This is a genomic window from Mesorhizobium sp. M5C.F.Ca.ET.164.01.1.1, from assembly GCF_004792125.1.
Classification (GTDB): Bacteria; Pseudomonadota; Alphaproteobacteria; order Rhizobiales; family Rhizobiaceae; genus Mesorhizobium; species Mesorhizobium wenxiniae.
The window spans coordinates 3,322,785-3,340,416 of record NZ_SRTG01000001.1 but is presented as its reverse complement, the minus strand read 5'-3'; the positions used below and the strand labels follow the sequence as shown (position 1 = coordinate 3,340,416).

26 protein-coding genes are annotated in these 17,632 nt (G+C 60.1%); 11 read left to right on the top strand and 15 right to left on the bottom strand.

The genetic code is table 11. The annotated features are described in order from the left end of the window. The first annotated feature begins 412 nt into the window (after positions 1-412). The 6 genes from EN807_RS16490 (at position 413) to EN807_RS16465 (ending at position 4,642) form a co-directional block, all read left to right on the top strand. Complete coding sequence (locus EN807_RS16490; protein ID WP_135935704.1) at positions 413-610, top strand: hypothetical protein; 198 nt, start codon at positions 413-415, stop codon at positions 608-610. Further along, complete coding sequence (locus EN807_RS16485; RefSeq protein ID WP_135935703.1) at positions 610-819, top strand: DUF1508 domain-containing protein; 210 nt, start codon at positions 610-612, stop codon at positions 817-819. Before EN807_RS16490 ends, EN807_RS16485 begins: the two co-directional genes overlap by 1 nt. Before the next feature lie 81 nt (positions 820-900). After that, complete coding sequence (locus EN807_RS16480; protein ID WP_135935702.1) at positions 901-1,104, top strand: hypothetical protein; 204 nt, start codon at positions 901-903, stop codon at positions 1,102-1,104. An 18-nt stretch (positions 1,105-1,122) separates the two neighbouring features. Next, positions 1,123-1,947 carry a hypothetical protein gene (locus EN807_RS16475; RefSeq protein ID WP_246684124.1) on the top strand — a complete coding sequence of 275 codons (825 nt, stop codon included), beginning with the start codon at positions 1,123-1,125 and terminating at the stop codon, positions 1,945-1,947. Between the two features lie 643 nt (positions 1,948-2,590). Then, a complete protein-coding gene (locus EN807_RS16470) occupies positions 2,591-3,868 on the top strand; it encodes a hypothetical protein (RefSeq protein ID WP_135935700.1) in 1,278 nt (425 codons plus the stop codon). Between the two features lie 183 nt (positions 3,869-4,051). Continuing rightward, entirely contained in the window at positions 4,052-4,642 is a 591-nt protein-coding gene (locus EN807_RS16465; protein ID WP_135935699.1) for a hypothetical protein, read from the top strand. A gap of 88 nt (positions 4,643-4,730) precedes the next feature. On the opposite strand, the gene EN807_RS16460 is transcribed toward EN807_RS16465, so the two are convergent. The 14 genes from EN807_RS16460 to EN807_RS16395 form a co-directional block, all read right to left on the bottom strand. Beyond that, a complete protein-coding gene (locus EN807_RS16460) occupies positions 4,731-5,264 on the bottom strand; it encodes a hypothetical protein (RefSeq protein WP_135935698.1) in 534 nt (177 codons plus the stop codon). Beyond that, positions 5,261-5,863, bottom strand: coding sequence for a hypothetical protein (locus tag EN807_RS16455; protein WP_135935697.1), 603 nt, complete (start codon positions 5,861-5,863; stop codon positions 5,261-5,263). Before EN807_RS16455 ends, EN807_RS16460 begins: the two co-directional genes overlap by 4 nt. After that, a complete protein-coding gene (locus tag EN807_RS16450; protein ID WP_135935696.1) occupies positions 5,860-6,192 on the bottom strand; it encodes a hypothetical protein in 333 nt (110 codons plus the stop codon). Before EN807_RS16450 ends, EN807_RS16455 begins: the two co-directional genes overlap by 4 nt. Positions 6,193-6,226: 34 nt before the next feature. Further along, positions 6,227-6,490, bottom strand: coding sequence for a hypothetical protein (locus tag EN807_RS16445; RefSeq protein WP_145972440.1), 264 nt, complete (start codon positions 6,488-6,490; stop codon positions 6,227-6,229). A gap of 4 nt (positions 6,491-6,494) precedes the next feature. Then, positions 6,495-9,437, bottom strand: coding sequence for a phage tail length tape measure family protein (locus tag EN807_RS16440; protein ID WP_189522430.1), 2,943 nt, complete (start codon positions 9,435-9,437; stop codon positions 6,495-6,497). Beyond that, positions 9,437-9,775 (bottom strand): hypothetical protein, encoded by a 339-nt coding sequence (locus tag EN807_RS16435; protein WP_135935693.1) that lies wholly within the window; start codon positions 9,773-9,775, stop codon positions 9,437-9,439. Before EN807_RS16435 ends, EN807_RS16440 begins: the two co-directional genes overlap by 1 nt. Before the next feature lie 137 nt (positions 9,776-9,912). Further along, positions 9,913-10,548, bottom strand: coding sequence for an HK97 family phage prohead protease (locus EN807_RS16430; protein WP_135935692.1), 636 nt, complete (start codon positions 10,546-10,548; stop codon positions 9,913-9,915). Next, on the bottom strand, positions 10,548-11,213 hold the full coding sequence (locus tag EN807_RS16425; protein ID WP_135935691.1) for a hypothetical protein: 666 nt from the start codon (positions 11,211-11,213) through the stop codon (positions 10,548-10,550). The genes EN807_RS16430 and EN807_RS16425 overlap by 1 nt, the downstream gene beginning before the upstream one ends. A 58-nt stretch (positions 11,214-11,271) precedes the next feature. Beyond that, complete coding sequence (locus EN807_RS16420; RefSeq protein WP_135935690.1) at positions 11,272-11,586, bottom strand: hypothetical protein; 315 nt, start codon at positions 11,584-11,586, stop codon at positions 11,272-11,274. A 169-nt stretch (positions 11,587-11,755) separates the two neighbouring features. Further along, positions 11,756-11,974: a hypothetical protein gene (locus EN807_RS16415; protein ID WP_135935689.1), complete on the bottom strand. Its 219-nt coding sequence runs from the start codon at positions 11,972-11,974 to the stop codon at positions 11,756-11,758. After that, positions 11,971-12,240, bottom strand: coding sequence for a hypothetical protein (locus EN807_RS35260; RefSeq protein WP_145972438.1), 270 nt, complete (start codon positions 12,238-12,240; stop codon positions 11,971-11,973). The genes EN807_RS16415 and EN807_RS35260 overlap by 4 nt, the downstream gene beginning before the upstream one ends. Positions 12,241-12,416: 176 nt before the next feature. Beyond that, on the bottom strand, positions 12,417-12,749 hold the full coding sequence (locus EN807_RS16405) for a DUF6074 family protein (RefSeq protein WP_135935687.1): 333 nt from the start codon (positions 12,747-12,749) through the stop codon (positions 12,417-12,419). Then, entirely contained in the window at positions 12,730-13,578 is an 849-nt protein-coding gene (locus EN807_RS16400; protein WP_246684159.1) for a helix-turn-helix domain-containing protein, read from the bottom strand. Before EN807_RS16400 ends, EN807_RS16405 begins: the two co-directional genes overlap by 20 nt. Next, positions 13,578-13,757, bottom strand: a complete 180-nt coding sequence (locus EN807_RS16395; RefSeq protein ID WP_135935685.1) for a hypothetical protein — start codon at positions 13,755-13,757, stop codon at positions 13,578-13,580. Before EN807_RS16395 ends, EN807_RS16400 begins: the two co-directional genes overlap by 1 nt. 296 nt (positions 13,758-14,053) lie before the next feature. On the opposite strand from EN807_RS16395, the gene EN807_RS36590 reads away from it, so the two are divergent. Then, positions 14,054-14,191 (top strand): hypothetical protein, encoded by a 138-nt coding sequence (locus EN807_RS36590; RefSeq protein WP_246684123.1) that lies wholly within the window; start codon positions 14,054-14,056, stop codon positions 14,189-14,191. A 213-nt stretch (positions 14,192-14,404) separates the two neighbouring features. On the opposite strand, the gene EN807_RS16385 is transcribed toward EN807_RS36590, so the two are convergent. After that, a complete protein-coding gene (locus tag EN807_RS16385; RefSeq protein ID WP_135935684.1) occupies positions 14,405-15,610 on the bottom strand; it encodes a multidrug effflux MFS transporter in 1,206 nt (401 codons plus the stop codon). Positions 15,611-15,775: 165 nt separating this feature from the next. On the opposite strand from EN807_RS16385, the gene EN807_RS16380 reads away from it, so the two are divergent. The 4 genes from EN807_RS16380 (at position 15,776) to EN807_RS16365 (ending at position 17,626) form a co-directional block, all read left to right on the top strand. Beyond that, a complete protein-coding gene (locus tag EN807_RS16380; protein ID WP_065010280.1) occupies positions 15,776-16,465 on the top strand; it encodes a TetR/AcrR family transcriptional regulator in 690 nt (229 codons plus the stop codon). Positions 16,466-16,583: 118 nt separating this feature from the next. After that, positions 16,584-17,114: an SspB family protein gene (locus EN807_RS16375; protein WP_127316653.1), complete on the top strand. Its 531-nt coding sequence runs from the start codon at positions 16,584-16,586 to the stop codon at positions 17,112-17,114. 18 nt (positions 17,115-17,132) lie between these two features. After that, the gene (locus tag EN807_RS16370; RefSeq protein ID WP_065010281.1) at positions 17,133-17,378 is read left to right on the top strand and encodes a DUF4169 family protein; all 246 of its coding nucleotides are present in this window, start codon (positions 17,133-17,135) and stop codon (positions 17,376-17,378) included. Between the two features lie 20 nt (positions 17,379-17,398). Next, positions 17,399-17,626, top strand: coding sequence for a ribbon-helix-helix domain-containing protein (locus EN807_RS16365; protein WP_135935683.1), 228 nt, complete (start codon positions 17,399-17,401; stop codon positions 17,624-17,626). The last annotated feature ends 6 nt before the right edge of the window (positions 17,627-17,632 follow it).

Here is a 17,632-nt window from a genome sequence, read left to right as displayed (position 1 = left end):
CAAAAAGTTGCGGGCCCGATTCGGTCGATTTGGTGCCTTAACCGCCTGTTTTTGCGGAGCAAATAACGGCTATCCCCGAAAATCAGCGCTCATCCCCGTAATTCACAGGCAGCCTAAGCCGATGAAATCATTGGGTGTTGTGTCGAAAGTAGATCGAAACGAGAACAAATAGCCGTGAACGGCTGCCGCGTGGAGTCTTGCACGGGACAACCTCATGGTAACAGTAGTGGGGTTGATAAGTGATTTGAAGGGCCGCCGCACGGATTAGCCTCCCCACGCGACGGCACCCCAAAATCGCATCCCGCTCAATCGATCGAAGGCGCGGGACGAGGCTCCTGAAAGCCGGACAACAATGTCCGGGTCAACGCCATCGGTCAAGCCTGAGATCACCCAATGTGAACAGGATGAACCAATGACTAAACCGAAAATGCGAAAATCGCTCACCTTCACCGATGCCATCGAGGTCTGGAGACTTCGGGCGTCAGGCTGGTTCCAACATCAGATCGCCGCGCGCTTTGGGGTGAACCCTGGACGCGTCAACGAGGTGCTGAAGGAACGGAAACACGTCGGCAGTCGTGATTCTGCCGGGGTTATGAAGGGAGCGACCTGATGGCTGATCGCACCTTCCCTTCGTACTGGGTCGAGAAAGATGCCGCCGGGCAATGGCGTTGGACCTACCATGCCGTGAATGGCAAGGCGATCGCAGTGTCTAGCGAGGCATACATTCGCAAAGCTGATTGCCTTCATGGCATTGCCTTGGTCTCCACATCTGGCCACCAACAGGTCTGGTATCCCCTGCACCTGGTCAACGCGGTCTGAAGGATTCTTGACGTCGCCGGCGGTCCCGATATTGGCCGCCGGCGACATACCCCTTGAGCAGCAAATCTAAAGGAGAAGGCTATGGCTGAGCATGAATTCAAAGAAGGTGACGAGGTCCAGCACAAGACTGGAAAAATCAAGATGATCTACATCGGGGATGGTCAACTGGGCGACGCACTATGTGAGTGGACCGATCCAAGCGGGAAAGCACAGCGGGACACCTTCGCCTACTCGGCGCTGAAAAAATATGAGGGGCCGTCTGGAAGCGGGTTTAAGGTCGTCTAGATCGTAGGTGGGATGGGGATGGAAAGCGACAAAATTGATAAAGATGAGCTTGAGCCGGACGGCAAAAAGATGGCCGCTCGCGCGGCCATCAACGCGCTCGCCGGCGCAATCCCATTTGTTGGCGGCCTGATATCGGCCGGCGCCGGCTATTGGTCTGAAAAGGAGCAGGAAGAAGTCACTAACGTCCTGCGACAGTGGCTTCAGATGCTTGAAGACGAACTGCGTGAGAAGGGCAAGACCATCGCGGAGATCATTGCCCGCATCGATATGCAAGATGAGAAGATCAAAGAGCGGATTGAGTCGCCCGAGTACCAGTCGCTGATGAAAAAGGCTTTCCGCAACTGGTCGTCGATCGACACGGAATACAAGCGCCAGCGTATCCGCAACATCCTTGCCAATGCGGCCGCGGCAAAGACAACGTCGGATGACGTGATCCGCCTTTTCATCGACTGGATCAACCTCTATAGCGATTTCCATTTCGAGGTAATCGGTGAAATCTACCGCAACCCGGGCGTCTCACGCGGCGGGATATGGGACAATCTGGATAAGGCGGATGTACGAGAGGATTCGGCCGAAGCTGACCTTTACAAGATGCTCGTCAGAGATCTGAGTACCGGAGGCGTGATCCGCCAGGAGCGGCAAACAGACTACGCTGGCAACTTCATCAGAAAACCGGTCGCAAAACGATCCAAGCCAAGTCATGCGCCGCGAACGGCCAAATCGGCATTCGACGAAGTAGAGCCTTACGAGTTGACCGAACTCGGAAAGCAATTCGTGCACTACGCGATGAATGAAATCACGGCCAAAATTGAATTCCAGGAGTTCGCTGACAAACCGGCCTAAAGGAGGCCCTACGCCACCGAAGAAAGGTCGCCAGCCGCCTTGATCCGCCGTCGCATCTCTCGCCCCCGCACGCGTTCTTTAATAGGCGACAGAAAAGGGCCTGAAGGCGATCGCCTAAGCGATCGCCTCCTTCCTTGGTCATGCGAGTTCGCGCTCGCGGCTCGGGCGTTGGCGCGCCCTGGCTCCCGTCGATTTCAACGAGAGCCCTCACCTCTTCCTTTGATAGGCGAGGAATTTGCGTTTCAGCGGTGGGCTGAGAAAAAAATCTGCGACTGAGCCCCAGGCGGTTCCGCCCCCGGAAGGCCCCAGACATTTGATGCCCCCCACCCCTTGCGGATTTCAGGAACCCCTGGACCGTCATTCCGAAGAAGTAGACCAGGACGAGCACGGCGGCGAAAAGGCCAAAGGACGAGTCCCACAGCACCGAAAAATGCCGACGCCCCGACCATGATGATGACGAGCGGCCCCTGGCGGGGAGTTAGGCACCCCGGGCTGATGTGTGTCTGAAGTTTCTTCCCGAGGTTTCTTGTCCGCACTGTGCGGCGAGTTTGTCCACAACGTCACTCAGAAACCGCTTGACCGGATTCGGCCGACTCGCGCCTGATGGGGAATGATCTGGCCTGTCATCGGCCAAGGGGGGAAGATGGCCGAATATAAGTTGCAGGTCCCGCGCCTTCGCGACCGTGATCTGTTCGAATTTCTGCATTCCGGAGCGAAGATCGCAGGCACGCCCAATTTTTCCGTTACCGTGACGGGCGCCGCACGCGGGGAACAGTTTCAGGTCTCGAACGAAACAACAGATGCTGCCGCGCTCGCCCGATCCGAGAACTACACCATCCACAACGCTTCTTTCGGAGCATCCCACTTCAATCTCAGCATCAGCCGGAGTTTTTCTCAGGACGCTGACTTCACATTCGACGTTCTAAGTATCACAAGCAACGGGAACGCGAACGAAGCCTTGGCTTCGGACAAGGTCGCAGCCCTCAACCAGCTGATCAGCGAAACTTTTCTGGCAAGGGCTGACCAAAGCGCGGGGCTGTTTCACAACTCAAAATCGTTCACGCTTTTGATGAAGTCACATCAGAAGATGATCGAGCAGATGCAAGCGACAATCGCAAACGTAGGCGAACAAGCCGCTGCTGTTCGCCTCCGCCTCGAAGAAGAGTTCGACGCTCGCCGTCAGAAACTCGCGGTCGAGTTCGATTCGAAGCGAGCGGATGAGGAGCGGAAGATCGAGGAAGCACGCCAGGTGCTGGAGCAGCGTCAGGCGGACCTAGATACCTTCAAGAAGGACCTCGATGATCGCTCAAACACGTTCGCACGGCGGGATCTTCACAAGGGCCTGAAGGCCAGGCTCGCCGATCGGGCCAAGAAATTTGAACTAACCCCGGAGACGAAGGGAAGTCGAAAACCGATTCACATCGGTGTCGTCTTGGCCTCGGCTCTCGTTATCCTCCTGATATTCTACTATTCTGCCGACCTCGCGCCTGTAATAGCGGCTGGGAACACAACCGCAATGATCGCGATGGCTATCAAACCTGCCCTTCTGACAGTCGCCTTGCTTGGGCTGCTCACATGGTACCTGAGGTGGATGAACCGCTGGTTTGAACGCTACGCAGACGCCGAGTTTCACCTTAAGCAATTTGAGCTCGACATAGACCGCGCAAGCTGGGTCGTGGAGACGGCACTCGAGTGGAAGGAGGTCCAGGATAAGCCAATGCCGGACCAACTGCTTGAGAACATTTCACGAAATTTATTCTCGCGCAGCGAAAAGGATGAAGCCGCCGACATGCACCCGGCCGACTATCTGGCCTCGGCTATACTTGGCCGCGCCTCTGGCCTTAATCTGAAGCTTCCTGGCGCTGAAATCGCATACTCAGGCCGCGATCTCAAAAAGCTGCAGAAGGACGACGCAGGCTAAGAGGCCGGGCCAAACTTTGCGCTGCGCCACTCTTGCGCGATGCTGCTCGGAGCATGCGTTCCTTTAATAGGCGACAGAAAAAATATGCGCGTGAGGCTGTCCCAGTGACCGTCGAAATTGCTTGACGGCACTGGCAGGTCGTCCCGGTTTTCGAGGATTCCGTTTCATTGAGGGAGGAAATCTATGGCCGACATTCCGGCGTACTGCCCACACTGCGGGAATATCTTCCGGTCTGCGATCCAGATATCCCCTAAACGCTTAAAAATTTCTGGGCACCCGACGGAAACGTGCCCGCGGTGTCACGGCGAGGCCAGAACCATCGAGGGCGTCTTCGACGCCTCCGGCGACATTCTCAGAATGCTGAGCGGTCCCGATATCACGCCAGCAATCCTGAAACGCTTCGCATCAATGTTGCGAAAGGCCCAGGAAGAGGAGATCACCGAACAAGAGCTGATCACTCAAGCAGAAGAGATCAAGCCGGGTCTCGGCAAGGCGATCAAGAACGTTGCCGCGAAGGGCGGTCTCATGATCGTCCTTTGGATAATCTTCACCGCTCTGCAGAACTGTCAGTTCAGCCTGGATGCCAAAGTTGATGTCAACAGGCTAGTCGATCAAGCAGTCGAGATCCTCGAGGATGAAGAGCAACCGATGCTGCCGGGCTCGGCGCCCATTCCGACTCCGCGAGTCGAACCGGCTTCGAAAGAACCGGCGTCCAGGCAGGTGCGGAGACAGATGGAACGCAGGGACGCGAAGTCGAAGAGGCGCCGTCGCTAACCCACCTAGGCCTTCTGACGTTTCCGGTTCTGCTTTTCGAAACGCTTTCTGGGGACCGCGATCTCCGCGGCGGCCGAGGCGTAGGCCCTTACGCCGCCTTTCCGCGATCGTCGCCGACATATCGGGCCATTCGGCGTCTTCGGGCGTTCTCGCGGCCCTTCCGCGCGATCTCGGCGCGCTTCTGCTCCGCCGCGGCTTCCTCGGCCGACAACTTCGGCACGACCCTCTCCGGGCTCGCCAACAGCCACAGCAACGCCGTCGCCATCGCCTCGGCCGTTGTGCAGCCCGGTTTCACGAACTGGGCCCAGGTTCTCACCTGGCCGAGGTCGATGTCGTCGAACAGGCCGGCGTGGATCCCGACCAGGCCCGAGAGCACGACGGCCGAAACGGCCGTGATGGTGTCCATCTGCAGCTCGGCCGCGTTTCCCTTGCTCTCGACGATCAAGCGCAACACCAGGCGCAAGTGATCGGCGCCATAGGCTTGCCCGATGCGCTTCAGCGTCTTCGGGCAGAAACAGACCTTCCCTCGCCCGGCGTTGGCGCCGTGCAGCTCCGGCTTCAGGATCCGGATGCCGCATTGGCCGGCAACCAGGTGGACGTCGCAGGGATGCTTGCCACTCAACGAAGGACGACCTGCACGGCATCGCGATAGTCGCGGACGAGCTTGGTTGATATTCCCTCCGCAGTGATCGAGGTGAGCTGCGCGAACCCGCCGACCGATGGCTCGGCACGCTGCGCATCGACCAGACGCGGAAATTCGGCCAGCGGATCATCTGCCCAGCACACCGCTTCAAGTAGTCCTTGATCGACGACCGGCGTTGCGAGGCAGTAAGGGATATCGAAAACGTGCCACGGTTTGAGCCCGTGCAGCCCATGGTTCGAAATCAAGTAAGCTGCCGGCCCTTTCGATCCGATGCCAGCGACGACGACATCGAAGCCGGCGGCCAGCGTCTCGATCTGCCAGGGCTCTGACTGTTGCTCGCATATCCACTTCAACTGTCCGAGCTCGCCCCGAAGATCGTCGAAGGCGATCGACTTGGTGCAGAGCATCAACGTCATCAGCCCTAGCAGGCGCGCTGGGCCGCGTGTTGCCACGACAGCGTTGAGGTGCGGAATCGGCATCGCCTTCGGCACCAAGCTGTGCGCAAAGCCATCTCCGGCGCGCCCATCTGACAGGACATGGACGGAATCGGCGAGCTTCAGGACATTGATGGCTGTCATCTGATTTGGACACCGGCGATGAAGGCGGTGGTAGCGATCGCCGAAGCCACAGCAGCATACGCGAACGGCGTGCCGAATAGCGTGAACTGGCCGACGCCCAGGATAGCCGTGAAGATCGGCGTGAAGATCGGATCGGCCTGGTGCTGGTCACGCAACGCCTCGATCTTCTTGCGATACTCTGGATCGACGTCGCACTGCCGGCGCATCTCCTCCATCCATGGCGCGTCGAGCAAGCCAGAGCTCGCCGGCGGTGCCTTCGGATGCATGGCCTCCGAGAGGGCTTCCTCGAGCGGTGTCTGCAAGCGGAAGGGCGGTCTGCCGGTAGTCATCTGGCTATCCTTTTCTTTGTAGCGGGAAATCCACTTATCGCTGCCCATTCGGATCATCCTCCTTCACCACCGTGAGCTTGGGCCGGCTGGGAGGAGCTATACCTTCGGCAAGACCGACAAGAAGCCCGCGCGAGATATCATCCGACGTCCCCTCAGCAGCCTCCATCAAGCGCTCAGCGAATTGGGGACGATAGATAATGCCCTTGTCATCGAGCGCGGCCGAAATGATGCCGACGATCCGACTTAAGCATTCAGCAAAAACGACTGTGGTCACCTGGCCTTCTGTTTCTCTTGCCACCGGCTTACCCTTTCTGTGATGCGTAGCGGCGCTGCATTTCGCCAAAGCCGCCACTCACCTGCGCTTGGTGATACTCGGCGATGCTTTCATTGAAGGCCTGCTTTGCCAACATGCGGACATGCGCATCCCCATTTGCCCCGTCGATGTTGACGTTAAACTCGAGCTTCTGAGGGCCGGATTGGCGAGAGCTGCTGCTGCGGCCATTCTCGTTGACCATCTGCATCGACGTCGCATTGCTGCGGATGACGTCGCCCGATCGCAGCTTGCGCAGTTCCGGGCCGCGCTCGCCGACCCATGCCCAGCCAGCGGGAGCGTTCTCCGTGCCATTGGCGAAGCCGAATAGCTTCGGCAGGAAGCCAAACAGCATGGAGAGGAAGCCGCCTCCGCCGCCTGATGATGCCGTCGGCGCACCGCCAAGGCCAAGCATCTCCGCAAACCCGCCCGGAGCCGGGTTGAAGCCGGGGCTGGCAAGCGCCGACCACATCCCAGCCGAGCCGAAAGGAGAACCGGTACCACCGATACTGCTGGTGATCGCCTTGATCGAATTGGTGACGGTGCTGTCGAAGCCCCCGAGACTGTTCGTTGCCTTGCCGAGGGCTGCGTTGAACTTGTCGACGCCCAGCAGCTGATCGGCCTTTTCGAAGTGCGAACCCATCTGAAAGTTCCACTTGTCGGCGACCGTACCCCACGTGCCGCCATTGGCCGCATCGGATGCGCCATAGCGGCCGGGGCTACCGGCGTTCACGGTTGAATAAAGATCGAGACCGCTCATTCCCGGTTTGAAACCGCGATCCTTGAAGAACTGCTCGATCATGCCGAACTGATCGCCGAGCGACGTATTGTCGTTCAAGCCATAGTGCGCCTGCTCCCACGGTCCCATCTGGATCAGGCCGCGATACTTTCCTCCAGCACCCCCCATGACCTGCGGTCGGAAGCCGCTTTCGAACGACATCAACGCCGCAAGATCGCGAGGCTCGGCACCGATATTCCCGGCGAGCGACCTAATATTCGACGCTAGATCGCCTCCATACCCGCCGCCCGGCAGCGGGGTCCGCATCACCGAGTTGTCGTTCGCTCCGAAAGCAACGCTACCTGCGGAAGCGAGCGCAGCCGCGCCGAACGTCGACGCCCCGCCAGCGCGGCTGCCGGAAATCCAGCTCGCGAAAGCCGCCCCGAGCTTGTCGAAGATGACTTCCCATTGCTTATCCATCGACGCCGTCAGCGCATTGAGGATCGAGGTGCCAAGCGCCTTTCCTACATCGCCGCCGCTGTTGATGAGCTCGCTCTTGAAGTCACCCAGGAATCCTGTCGCCAGGTCCTTGGCGTCAGAATAGTTCTGGTTGGCCGCGACCGTGGCGCCATAGGCATCCGCCTGCTTTTTGATGGCCGTCAGCTGGTCCGGGTTCAGTTCGATGTTCTTGGCAAGGGCGGCATTGACCGCCTCTTGCTGGAACCGATAGGCCGCCAACGCGGCACCGGAAAGCCCGAGCGCCGTTCGCTCCTGCTCGAGCTGGCGTATCCGGCTTGCCGACGACTTCGCGAAGTCCTGCAAGAACTCCTGGTCGCCCGGGATATCATCGACGCCACGGAACTGCGGGACCGGAATAGGACTGCCAGATCCGCCGCTCGGGAGATCGACACCGCCCACGTTGTCGCTGACGCGATCCCGAACGCTGCGGTAATAGTCCTCGAGCGGGCTGCTGCGCATGATCTCGCCGACCCGGCGGTTGCGCTCGGCAGTCGCGTCCTGCAGCTTGTCGCCGTAGACATCTGGCAGTGGCGGCCCGAAGTCGATCGTCCCGACCTTGCCGAGACGATAGCCGCTGCCTGGCATCAGAGCATCGGCCTTTGCGAGCGCCGCGTTCACCTTGTCGATGAAGGCGTCGATATAGCCGGCACCGGCCTGCAGCATCGTCTGAATGCCGCCGATCATGGTGTTGAGGCCTTGCGTGACCAGCGAACCCATCATGTTCGGGAACTGCTGCCACAGATATTTGATGTCCTCGTAGGCGGCATGGAAACTGTTGATGATGGTGTCACCGGCCAGCAGGGTGCCGGCGGATACCTTGTCCCATGCAGAATCGAACCAGGGCGAGACCCCATCGATCAAAGGTTTCAACCCGGACCTGAGATCGTCTCCAATGACCTGGGCGACACCGGAGAATGTCTCCCCGAAAGTGATGCTCTTGCCCGTCGCCTTTTCCAGGTCGAGCTGCATGTCACGGATCGCCGCTCCGCCAGCAGCGGCCGCCAAGGCCACCGGCCAAAGTTTGGTGGCCAAGCCAGCGGCTAGACCACCGGCATCCTTTAACAGCGCATTGACCCCGCCGGCGCCGGCATACGTGCCTGAAATTTGACTGCCTTGCTGGGCCAGCACCATAAGCGGGTTCATGCCGCCGGCCAGCGAGACGCCAATATCCTGTGCCTGGAACATCAGATTCTGCCGCCTGAATCTGACGGCACCGGCGCTCAGATTGTCATTGACCGCATCGAGATGCTTCATGGAGTTTGCAGCCTGATCGGCGGCAAGCGACTGAGACCTGAGCCGGGCGTTCACCTCGTCGATGATCCCACTCATGCGACCATAGCCCTGCCGGGCGATATCGGTTCCACCGGCCACCATGCCAAGTTTCGTCACCATGCCCGAGTAGATCGTCGATGCCTGCTCAGCAGTGATCCTGCCGGCCTCCAGGCTTCTATTGAGCGTTCGGATCCCGTTCTCGAGGCGCACGGTGGCGCCGTAGCCATCGATATATTGGCGACTGAGCCGCGCGATCGGATCGCCGGTCTGACTGATCTTTGTGTTTGTTTCCGCCACAGCGAGGCCGGCGCCGGATACCGCTTTGCCCATCTGGCTGGCGGCATCTCGCATTCGGGCCATTTCCGGCACGAACTTGTTGCCGTCGGCTTCCGGCGCGACACGCAGCGAGCTGAGCGATACGGTCATCATTGACCTCCATTCGACAGAATGGGTGTCGGGGAGAATACCTCTGGCCAGGCTTCCTCGGCCGAGATGAACTTCGGCGGCATGACCAGCGGCACCTCTACAAGATCGAGCCCGGCCGCGTGCGTGACCAACTCTCGCGCGTCCTTAAAGCGGCGGCGTTCATTCAAGGTGTTGACGGTGCGGATTGCGTCTTGCGCCTGTCTGAAGGCGTGAACGGCGTTGGAGAACGACACTGCTGTTGAGGAGATAATGGCATTTTGCTGGCGGATGGTTTCGTCCATGCTCTCGACCACCGTCGCCAGGGCGAGCGCATGCTCGGCGATATCCTCCGGCGCCATTTGCTTGTGAGCGCGCGCCAGTTTGGCGCACGCGGTGGTGCGCGGAAGCGTGCGCGCATCTGATGAAACGGGCCCGGCTGAACAGGAGGGGATTCGGCCGGGCCAACCGATCGATGCGAGGTGAGGACGATCGGATCTCATAGCGAGTCCAGGAGCAGCCGAAGAGCACGATTTTTTTCGGCCATCGCGTCTCCCAGCAGATTGAGCGATTTGATGAGCGGGTCATCGGAAGAGGAGCGGATTGAGGCGGATGTACCAGGAACGGCTCCGACGATGACGGCGGAAATTTCCAACAGCATAGCGTCGGTGATGAACGTAATCGTTTTGCCTTCGACATCGCGTTCGAAGCTCTCAACGATGTGATACCCCACTGACATTTCGACGCGTCCGTCGTGTTTGACAGCAGATTTGATCATCCTACCGGCCGAGGTGTCCCGGACGGGACACCGAATCCGTAGTTCGCGATCATCGCTCTCGATAACAAGGTCGTCGGCGCTGGTAGCGATCAGCTTGCTTTCATCGTGATCGAGCAACAATCTGACAGCCTGCTGACTAGCCAGTGTCCTCGCAAAGCACCCTTGGACGAAACACTCAGTTCGGCCTTTGATGCTCCGGTGGATAACGCCGTAGCGGCAGCCGATTCCGAAAATCTCATCGCCTTCGGACACACTCCCCGTTTTCACGCTTGGCGTCGGCCGCGCGGCCGGCGGCTCGATATAGCCACCACCGCCGTATTCCATCTGGCCGCGGGCTGATGCCTTCTCGTATGTCATCACCGGATGGCCCCCGGGATCTTCGAGGATTTGATGAATTTGTAGTCGGCGGCCTCCCGAAGGTAGCGCGCAACCTCACTGGAGCGATCCTGCGCCCCAGCGAACCTGCAAGGCATCGCCAAAAGACCCGACCACGCGATCCCGCGCGCGTTCAGGTTGTCTGTGAATTGCTCATATCTTGCCACGGCATGATGCAGCTCGATCAGACGATCGCAAATGTCCGTGACCAGGCCGCGATACTGCGGAGCTATTTTTTCTCTTATCGCGGCAGAAGCCTTCATTCGTTCGTCGGCGATTCGACGATCGAGCTCAGCGACTGCTTCATCGATATCACGCTGCCGGGACTCGATATCCTCCAAAGTAGTCATTGCCGCCACGTCGCGCGGTGGCTCAGGTCTCGGCTCGCCAAGCAGGTCCGCTACGCGGATGGCCTTTTCGGTAACATTAGGCTGCCAGCTTTTCTCCCGCGTGCCGCGGAGCTCTTCTGCCACTGCCATCGAACGTCGGAACAGCTCCAGGCCCTCCGCCAATAACATGGCGCGCTTGCTAACCAGCTCGGCGTATTGGGGCGAATAGTCTTCAAGGCGAGGATAATGATCCGCGTGAGCGCTGGAAGACTTTTCCGCTGCGACTTCCGGCCTGGCCGCTTTGGTAAAAATGTTCATATTTCATGTTCCGCGCTATGATTCGCCGGAGCATGAAGGGCGGGATCGTCCACTAAAACTATTTCGTGGACGAATTCTTTGTCTCAGCCTTGATTTTCCGGCGAAGGCGTTCAGCGATGGAACGGGTGCTTCTGTGGCTGTTCTCGGTCTTCGCGACCATCAAAAGTGCCTGGTTTAGATTGCTGACCTGGCCGGTTTCGAGAAGCCATTTCGCCTCCTGGATCGATAGTCGGTCGTCCAGCTTCGGGCGGCCTGGCGCCGAAGCTGCCAAGGCGTTACGGGCCCGTACGTAACAGCGATCGCCGGTTCGTTCTGCAGCGTCGTCGAGGGTGGCAATCATCTCCAGGATGGTCGGCACGATTTTGGGAGGCAACAGGCTGCGCCGGCGCATGGTCAGGCGGGCAAACCCGCGTTTTCTGAGCTAATTTTTTCGGTCATTTCGCGATTTTCCTGAAAATCTCCTGGTGGTGAAAAAATTTTGTGAACGTGAGCCCGGCGCGGTTGACGCCCCATGCAGCTGTAGAGATCGAATCCCCCCGGCTTCAATCGACGTCGATCTCCCGGGCCGCGCGCTCGATCTCAGCCTCGAGCCGGTCGATGTCGATCGTATCCCAGGCGGCTGGCTGGTCGGCAATGCTGCCGAGCAGGCGGCGACCCGGTAACGGCAGTAGCTGCTCGGGGTCGATTTCGTCGCGCTCGACGAAACGGATATCGACGACCATGCGCCATCGGCGGAAGATGGCTGCGAGCAGCTCGATCATACCGCCACCTGTGCGAGCGACCGCATCAGCTTGTCCATCGCGGCTGCTTCGACCCTGTCGATCGCCGGCTGCGCTGCGGCAAGCGCATCGCCCTCGATATCGGATATTCTCTTAGCGGCGGCGTCGCCGATAGCGATCAATCTCTGCCGTAGGGCCTCGACTGCCGAAGCGGATTGACCTGACGCCACGATGTCCAGTCGCGACGCGGACTTGAAGGTCACTTCTCCTTGGGGTTTAAGGTAGGCTCCTGCGTAGGTGTTGGGCATGACACGGTCGACGCGGGCAATGACCAACTCGCGTCTCAGTAGGTCGCCGTTACCTGAGCCTCGAAGGGCTGAGCACAGTCTCTCCCGAATGTCGGGCTTATCCGCGCGAATGACCTGCAGCCAATGATCGTGCAGGGTGATGGCGAACCGACCGTTCGAAATTGGGACATACGATTTCATGCGGCACCGTCCTGTTGGTCGTGGAGGATCGAGAGGATGATTTGCTTCCGCGCCTGGCAACCAACACCCACGCGGAGGGCAGCCATCTGCTGCCGGATATCTTCTGGAGGCAGACCAAACGCTTCGAGACGGGACTTGAGCTCTTTGGCCATCTGGCGATAGCGCATATTGCGATCGGACCACTCTGGGATCCGCAGCAATTCATCCGCGATAGCTCGCATCAAGCCGACCATCCTGTTGGTCGGAAAGATGACTATTTCGCCATAGACCGGACGATCGAGGGCTGCGAAGAAGTCGAGCTGCGAGTGGTCAGAATGGCGTTTCTTCATCGCGATCCTCCTGCGCTACCTCGTCGAAATCATCCGGGCTTGCGACGAATTGAACGTCTGGACGAACACCGATTCTCACCAGGTGCCCGGTCCGCTGCACCTTCACGCAGACGCGCCGTTCGTCGGGGTATATGCCTACGATGACGCATGCTCCGAGCTTTTCGATATCTACTTCTTGTCCTTTCCAGCATGGCCGTTTCTGCGCTGTCGTCTTGCCTGGATTGTGAGGGGACGCGACCGGAGGTCGAGCGTCCCCCTCGGCGCCAACTTTCATCGTAGAGCGCTTACTTACCCTTGAACGTAGAGCACTGCCGGGGGACGGCTTGGCGCCGCCCCCGGGTTCATCAGCGAGGTCTAAGCGAGAGTCGGCGGCAGTCGGACTGCCGGTCTGGCTGTAGTCGGACTGCCGGTCTGATTGATTCTCACTGCCGGTCTGCTCTGTACCCTGACCGGCAGTCGGACTGCCGGTCAGCCGATACCGGTTTGACTGACCATTGCCACCACGTTTCACGTCGAGGAGCCCGGCTTTCGCGAGCTCGGAGATCCAGTAGCGGGCCTGCCGCTCATTCGTGTCAAGTAGCTTGGCGAGGGTCTTCTGGGCCGGCCAGGCGTAGCCGGTTTTCTCGTTGTAGAAGCGGGACTGCAACACATGCGCGAGGCGAAACGCGTGAGCGGACACCCGCTTGTCGAGTGCGATGGCATCGATCCAGTCTAGCCGGGCCTTACTTGCTTTCTCAGTTTTCACCGGAGAAGCATTCTGCGCATTCACTTCCTGATCCGCCGCATTCTCGACTGACATCGAGGCCCGGCGTTTTCGTTGGGAGATCATCACGGCGAGCGCTCCTTGCGATGCGGGCTCGCCTCGCGCAGGATTTGGACAGCCTCGATCGGGCCGACGTCAAAGCGCCGGCGGATCGCCGGGATCAGCGGCCGTTCAGCGGTCGTCCAGTTTTCACGCAGCCAGGCGACGGCGCTAGCGTGGTCAGATGGAAGAAGTGGAGCGGTCATTTGACGCCCCAAGAGGTTTTACAGCTTGCTGTTTTGTTCCGTGCCTGTTCATGGCTTTCCGGGTTTTCACTGGAAAACGCATCCCCTTGAATCGCCGACACAATTTGCGCTTTCAGTGGAAACCTCCACTTCTCCCCTTCGATGCCACTTCTCCCCCTTCGACACGATGACGGCAGCAGGCTTGCTGGCCGCGCTTCTTGCGCTATGCCCCATCGCGACGCTGTCTTGCTGTCCTGGGAGCTGCGCTCCTATCGAGCCGCCCTCGAACAGAACGGCCCGTCTTCTTCGATCGCGGCGTGCCGGACACTCTTGGTTATCTACGCCTCACTGGCCTGCCGGTGCCCGACCACGTCAGGAATGCCGCCGAACGCTTCCGCTACGCCAGTCTTGTCTTCACCGCACCGCCATGGCCGGCGATTTTTCGGGCAGGATAGCGAGTGAAAGCAGACCCTCGACGAGGCCGAACGCACCGATCGCGCGCTGGCCAGCATCTACACGGAATTGGGCTATGAACTGGTCCTGTTGCCCTTGACGCCGGTCGAGGCGCGACTGCGATTTATCTTCGCCAAGGCAGGCTTGCAGCTTGAGCCCAGACGTGAAAAAGGCCGGGACTGACCCGGCCTTTTCATGCTCTCGCTGGAAAGCATCTACTCCGCAGGCGCTTCGATAACCTCCCGCCCACGGCCGAGCGTCACCTTGGCCATCACGAACGAGATCACCGCGCAAAGCGTGATGCCGGCCACCATCGGCAGCGGCGTGCCGTCGAAGAACACGCCGGCGATGCCCATGGCGACCGCACCGATCGCGAAGTGCAGCGTGCCCATCAGCGCCGAGGCCGTGCCGGCGATTGCGCCATGCTCCTCCATTGCCAGCACCGAAGTCGTCGGGATCACCAGGCCGAGGAATCCGTAGCCGACGAACAGCAGCACCGCCATCACGTCGAGCCGGTCGACGCCGGACGCCATCACCGCGAACAGCACCACCATCGTCGTCGCATAGCCAACCACCGCGACCCGCACCACGGGCCTTAGCCCGAACCGTTCGGACAGCACCCCCGTCAACTGCGACATGCCGATGAAGGCGACCGCGTTGATCGAGAAGAACACGCTGTAGACCGACGGCGACAGCCCGTAATGGTCGATCAGGATGAAGGACGAGCTCGACAGATAGACGAAGAAGCTCGCGATCCCGAAGCCGCCGATTGACGCCAGGCCAAGGAAGTTGCGGTCGCCCATCAGGAAGCGATAGGCCGTGAGCGCGGTGCCGAACGAACTGCCTGCACGCGCCTCGACCGGCCGCGTCTCCTTGAGCGAGGTCGCCAGCAGGATGGTGGCAAGCACCGCCCCACCCGTTACCGTCCAGAACACGGCACGCCAACCGAAATTCTCGATGATGACGCTACCGGTCAGCGGCGCCAGGATCGGCGACACCGAAAACACCAGCATCAAGAGCGACATCAGCTTGGCAGCGTCGGTGCCGGTGTGCAGGTCACGCACGATGGCGCGCGGCACCGCCATGCCTGCGCTGGCGCCGAGCCCTTGCAGGAAACGGAAGGCAATCAGCCATTCGATCGAGGGAGCGAGCGCCGAGCCGATGCCGCCGACCATGAACAGTGCGAGGCCGCCATAGAGCGGCAGCTTGCGTCCGACCATGTCGGAGATCGGTCCGACGACGATCTGGCCAAACCCCATGGACAGGAAGAAGATCAGCAAACTCATCTGCACGGCAGCGGTGCTGGCCTGCAGATCCGCGCCGATCGAAGGCAGCGCCGGAAGATACATGTCGATGGCAAACGGACCAATGGCGGTCAACAGGCCGAGCACGAACGCGATGCGGAGGAATCGGGGACTCATGATAGCAGGCTTCTTTCAAATCTGATTGGCCGCCGACCGGCGCATAATCCTAGGACGTTCCATGCCGTGAAATTCCGACTTCCTGCGGAGGGAAATTCCTTTTAGCTAAGTCCATAAATTTAGACACTCTTGTCTAATCCGTCAATCACCTCTATATAGTTTTTCATGAAGCACGACGTTTCTCCTGACAGCATCCCGCCACGCGGCCATGAGGCCAAGCGCGCCTCCATCATGGACGCCGCCGGCGAGGTGTTCTGCCGCGAAAGCTTCGCCGGCGCCAATATCGACATGATTGCCGCCGAGGCCGGCGTTTCGCGCCAGACGATCTACAACCACCATGGCGACAAGGAGAAACTCTTCGTCGCCATCGTCCGCGACCTCACCGAGCGCTGCAATGCCGGCATCTTCGCCACCATTTCCACCTTTCCGGACCAGCCGAAGGATCTCGAGGCCGATCTGATCGCTTTTGCTGTGCGCATGAACCGCAACTGTATCTGCAACCGCGACGGAAAATTCCTGCGCAAGCTGATCCAGACCGAGGGCGAGCGCTATCCCGAGCTCTTTGCCGAATGGCGCGAACAGGGGCCGGGCAGGACATGGCCGGCGATCGCCGCCCGTTTCGCCCGCCTCGCCCATGCCGGGTTCCTCGACATCGAGGACCCCGATGTCGCGGCGCGCCAGTTCCTCGCCCTGGCCAATGCCGAATTGCAGACCACCTTCATGCTTGGCGGCACGCCGACCGATGACGAGGTGCTGCAATCGGCGACACATGGCGTGCGCACCTTCCTGCGCGCCTTCGGCAAGCGGCAGCCGGCGGCCGACGCGCAAAAGCACAGCGCGCTCGCTGGCGCCTGAGCGATCAATTCTGAGGCATGCCCTCTCGCATCTGCGCTGCCGGCGTCTATATCCGGTTTACGCCGCGCTCAAGCTTGATTACAGCTATGCGGACGATTCAACGGAACCCGACAGCCACATGGCCGACGACCACATCCGCTACGACATTCTGGCCCAGGAGGCATTGCGCGGCGTCATGCGCAAGGTCCTGGCCGAGGTCGCGCGCACCGGCCTTCCCGGCAACCATCATTTCTTCATCACTTTCCTGACCGGCGCCCCGGGCGTGCGCGTATCTTCCCGCTTGCGCGAGCGCTATCCCGAACAGATGACCATCGTCATCCAGTTCCAGTATTGGGACCTGAAGGTGACCGACACCGGCTTCGAAGTCGGGCTGTCTTTCTCCGACGTGCCGGAAAAGCTGGAAATCCCGTTCTCGGCCGTGCGCGGCTTTTACGACCCGTCCGTCAATTTCGAGCTCGAGTTCGACGTGAAGACGGAGACCTCGGCAGAAGAGGAACTGGGCGGCCAGCCCGCTTCCGAACCGCTGGCCGTCGTTGCCGAGAAAAAGCCTGAGAAGAAGAAGACCGCAGAGGCTGAAAAGAAGCCTGCCGCGGCCGACGCCGCAAAAGGCGCCGAAGTGGTGTCGCTCGACGCCTTCCGCAAGAAGTGATCCGACGGGCCGCGCGACATGGCCGACATCGTCAATCTCCGCCAGGCCCGCAAGCAGAAGGCACGAGCCGAGAAGGGGCGCCTGGCCGAACAGAACCGGACGCTGCACGGCCGTTCCAAGGCCGACCGGGAGCGTGACCGTCTGATCGCCGACAAGGCAGAAAAGTTTGTCGCCGGCCATCGCCGCGAAGCCTCGGGCGATCCGGATTCCCCGGGTATCGGACCGAAAAGTGCGCCGCGGTTTTCGGATAAATCCGATGCTTGAAGTGAAATGAGTCACGTCCGGTGAGCCCGGTCGAGAAACGCTCGGTGACCATTCGCGGCCATCGCACCAGCTATTCGCTCGAAAAGCCGTTTTTCGACGACCTCGTCGCCATCGCGGCCGCGCGCAAACTGACGCTCGCCGCCCTCGTCTCCGAAATCGACGAGGCCCGGCCACGCGATGCCAACCTGTCCTCGGCGCTCAGGCTCTACGTCTTGGATTGGGCGAAGCGAAAGATGAAACCAGTCTAGGTGGAG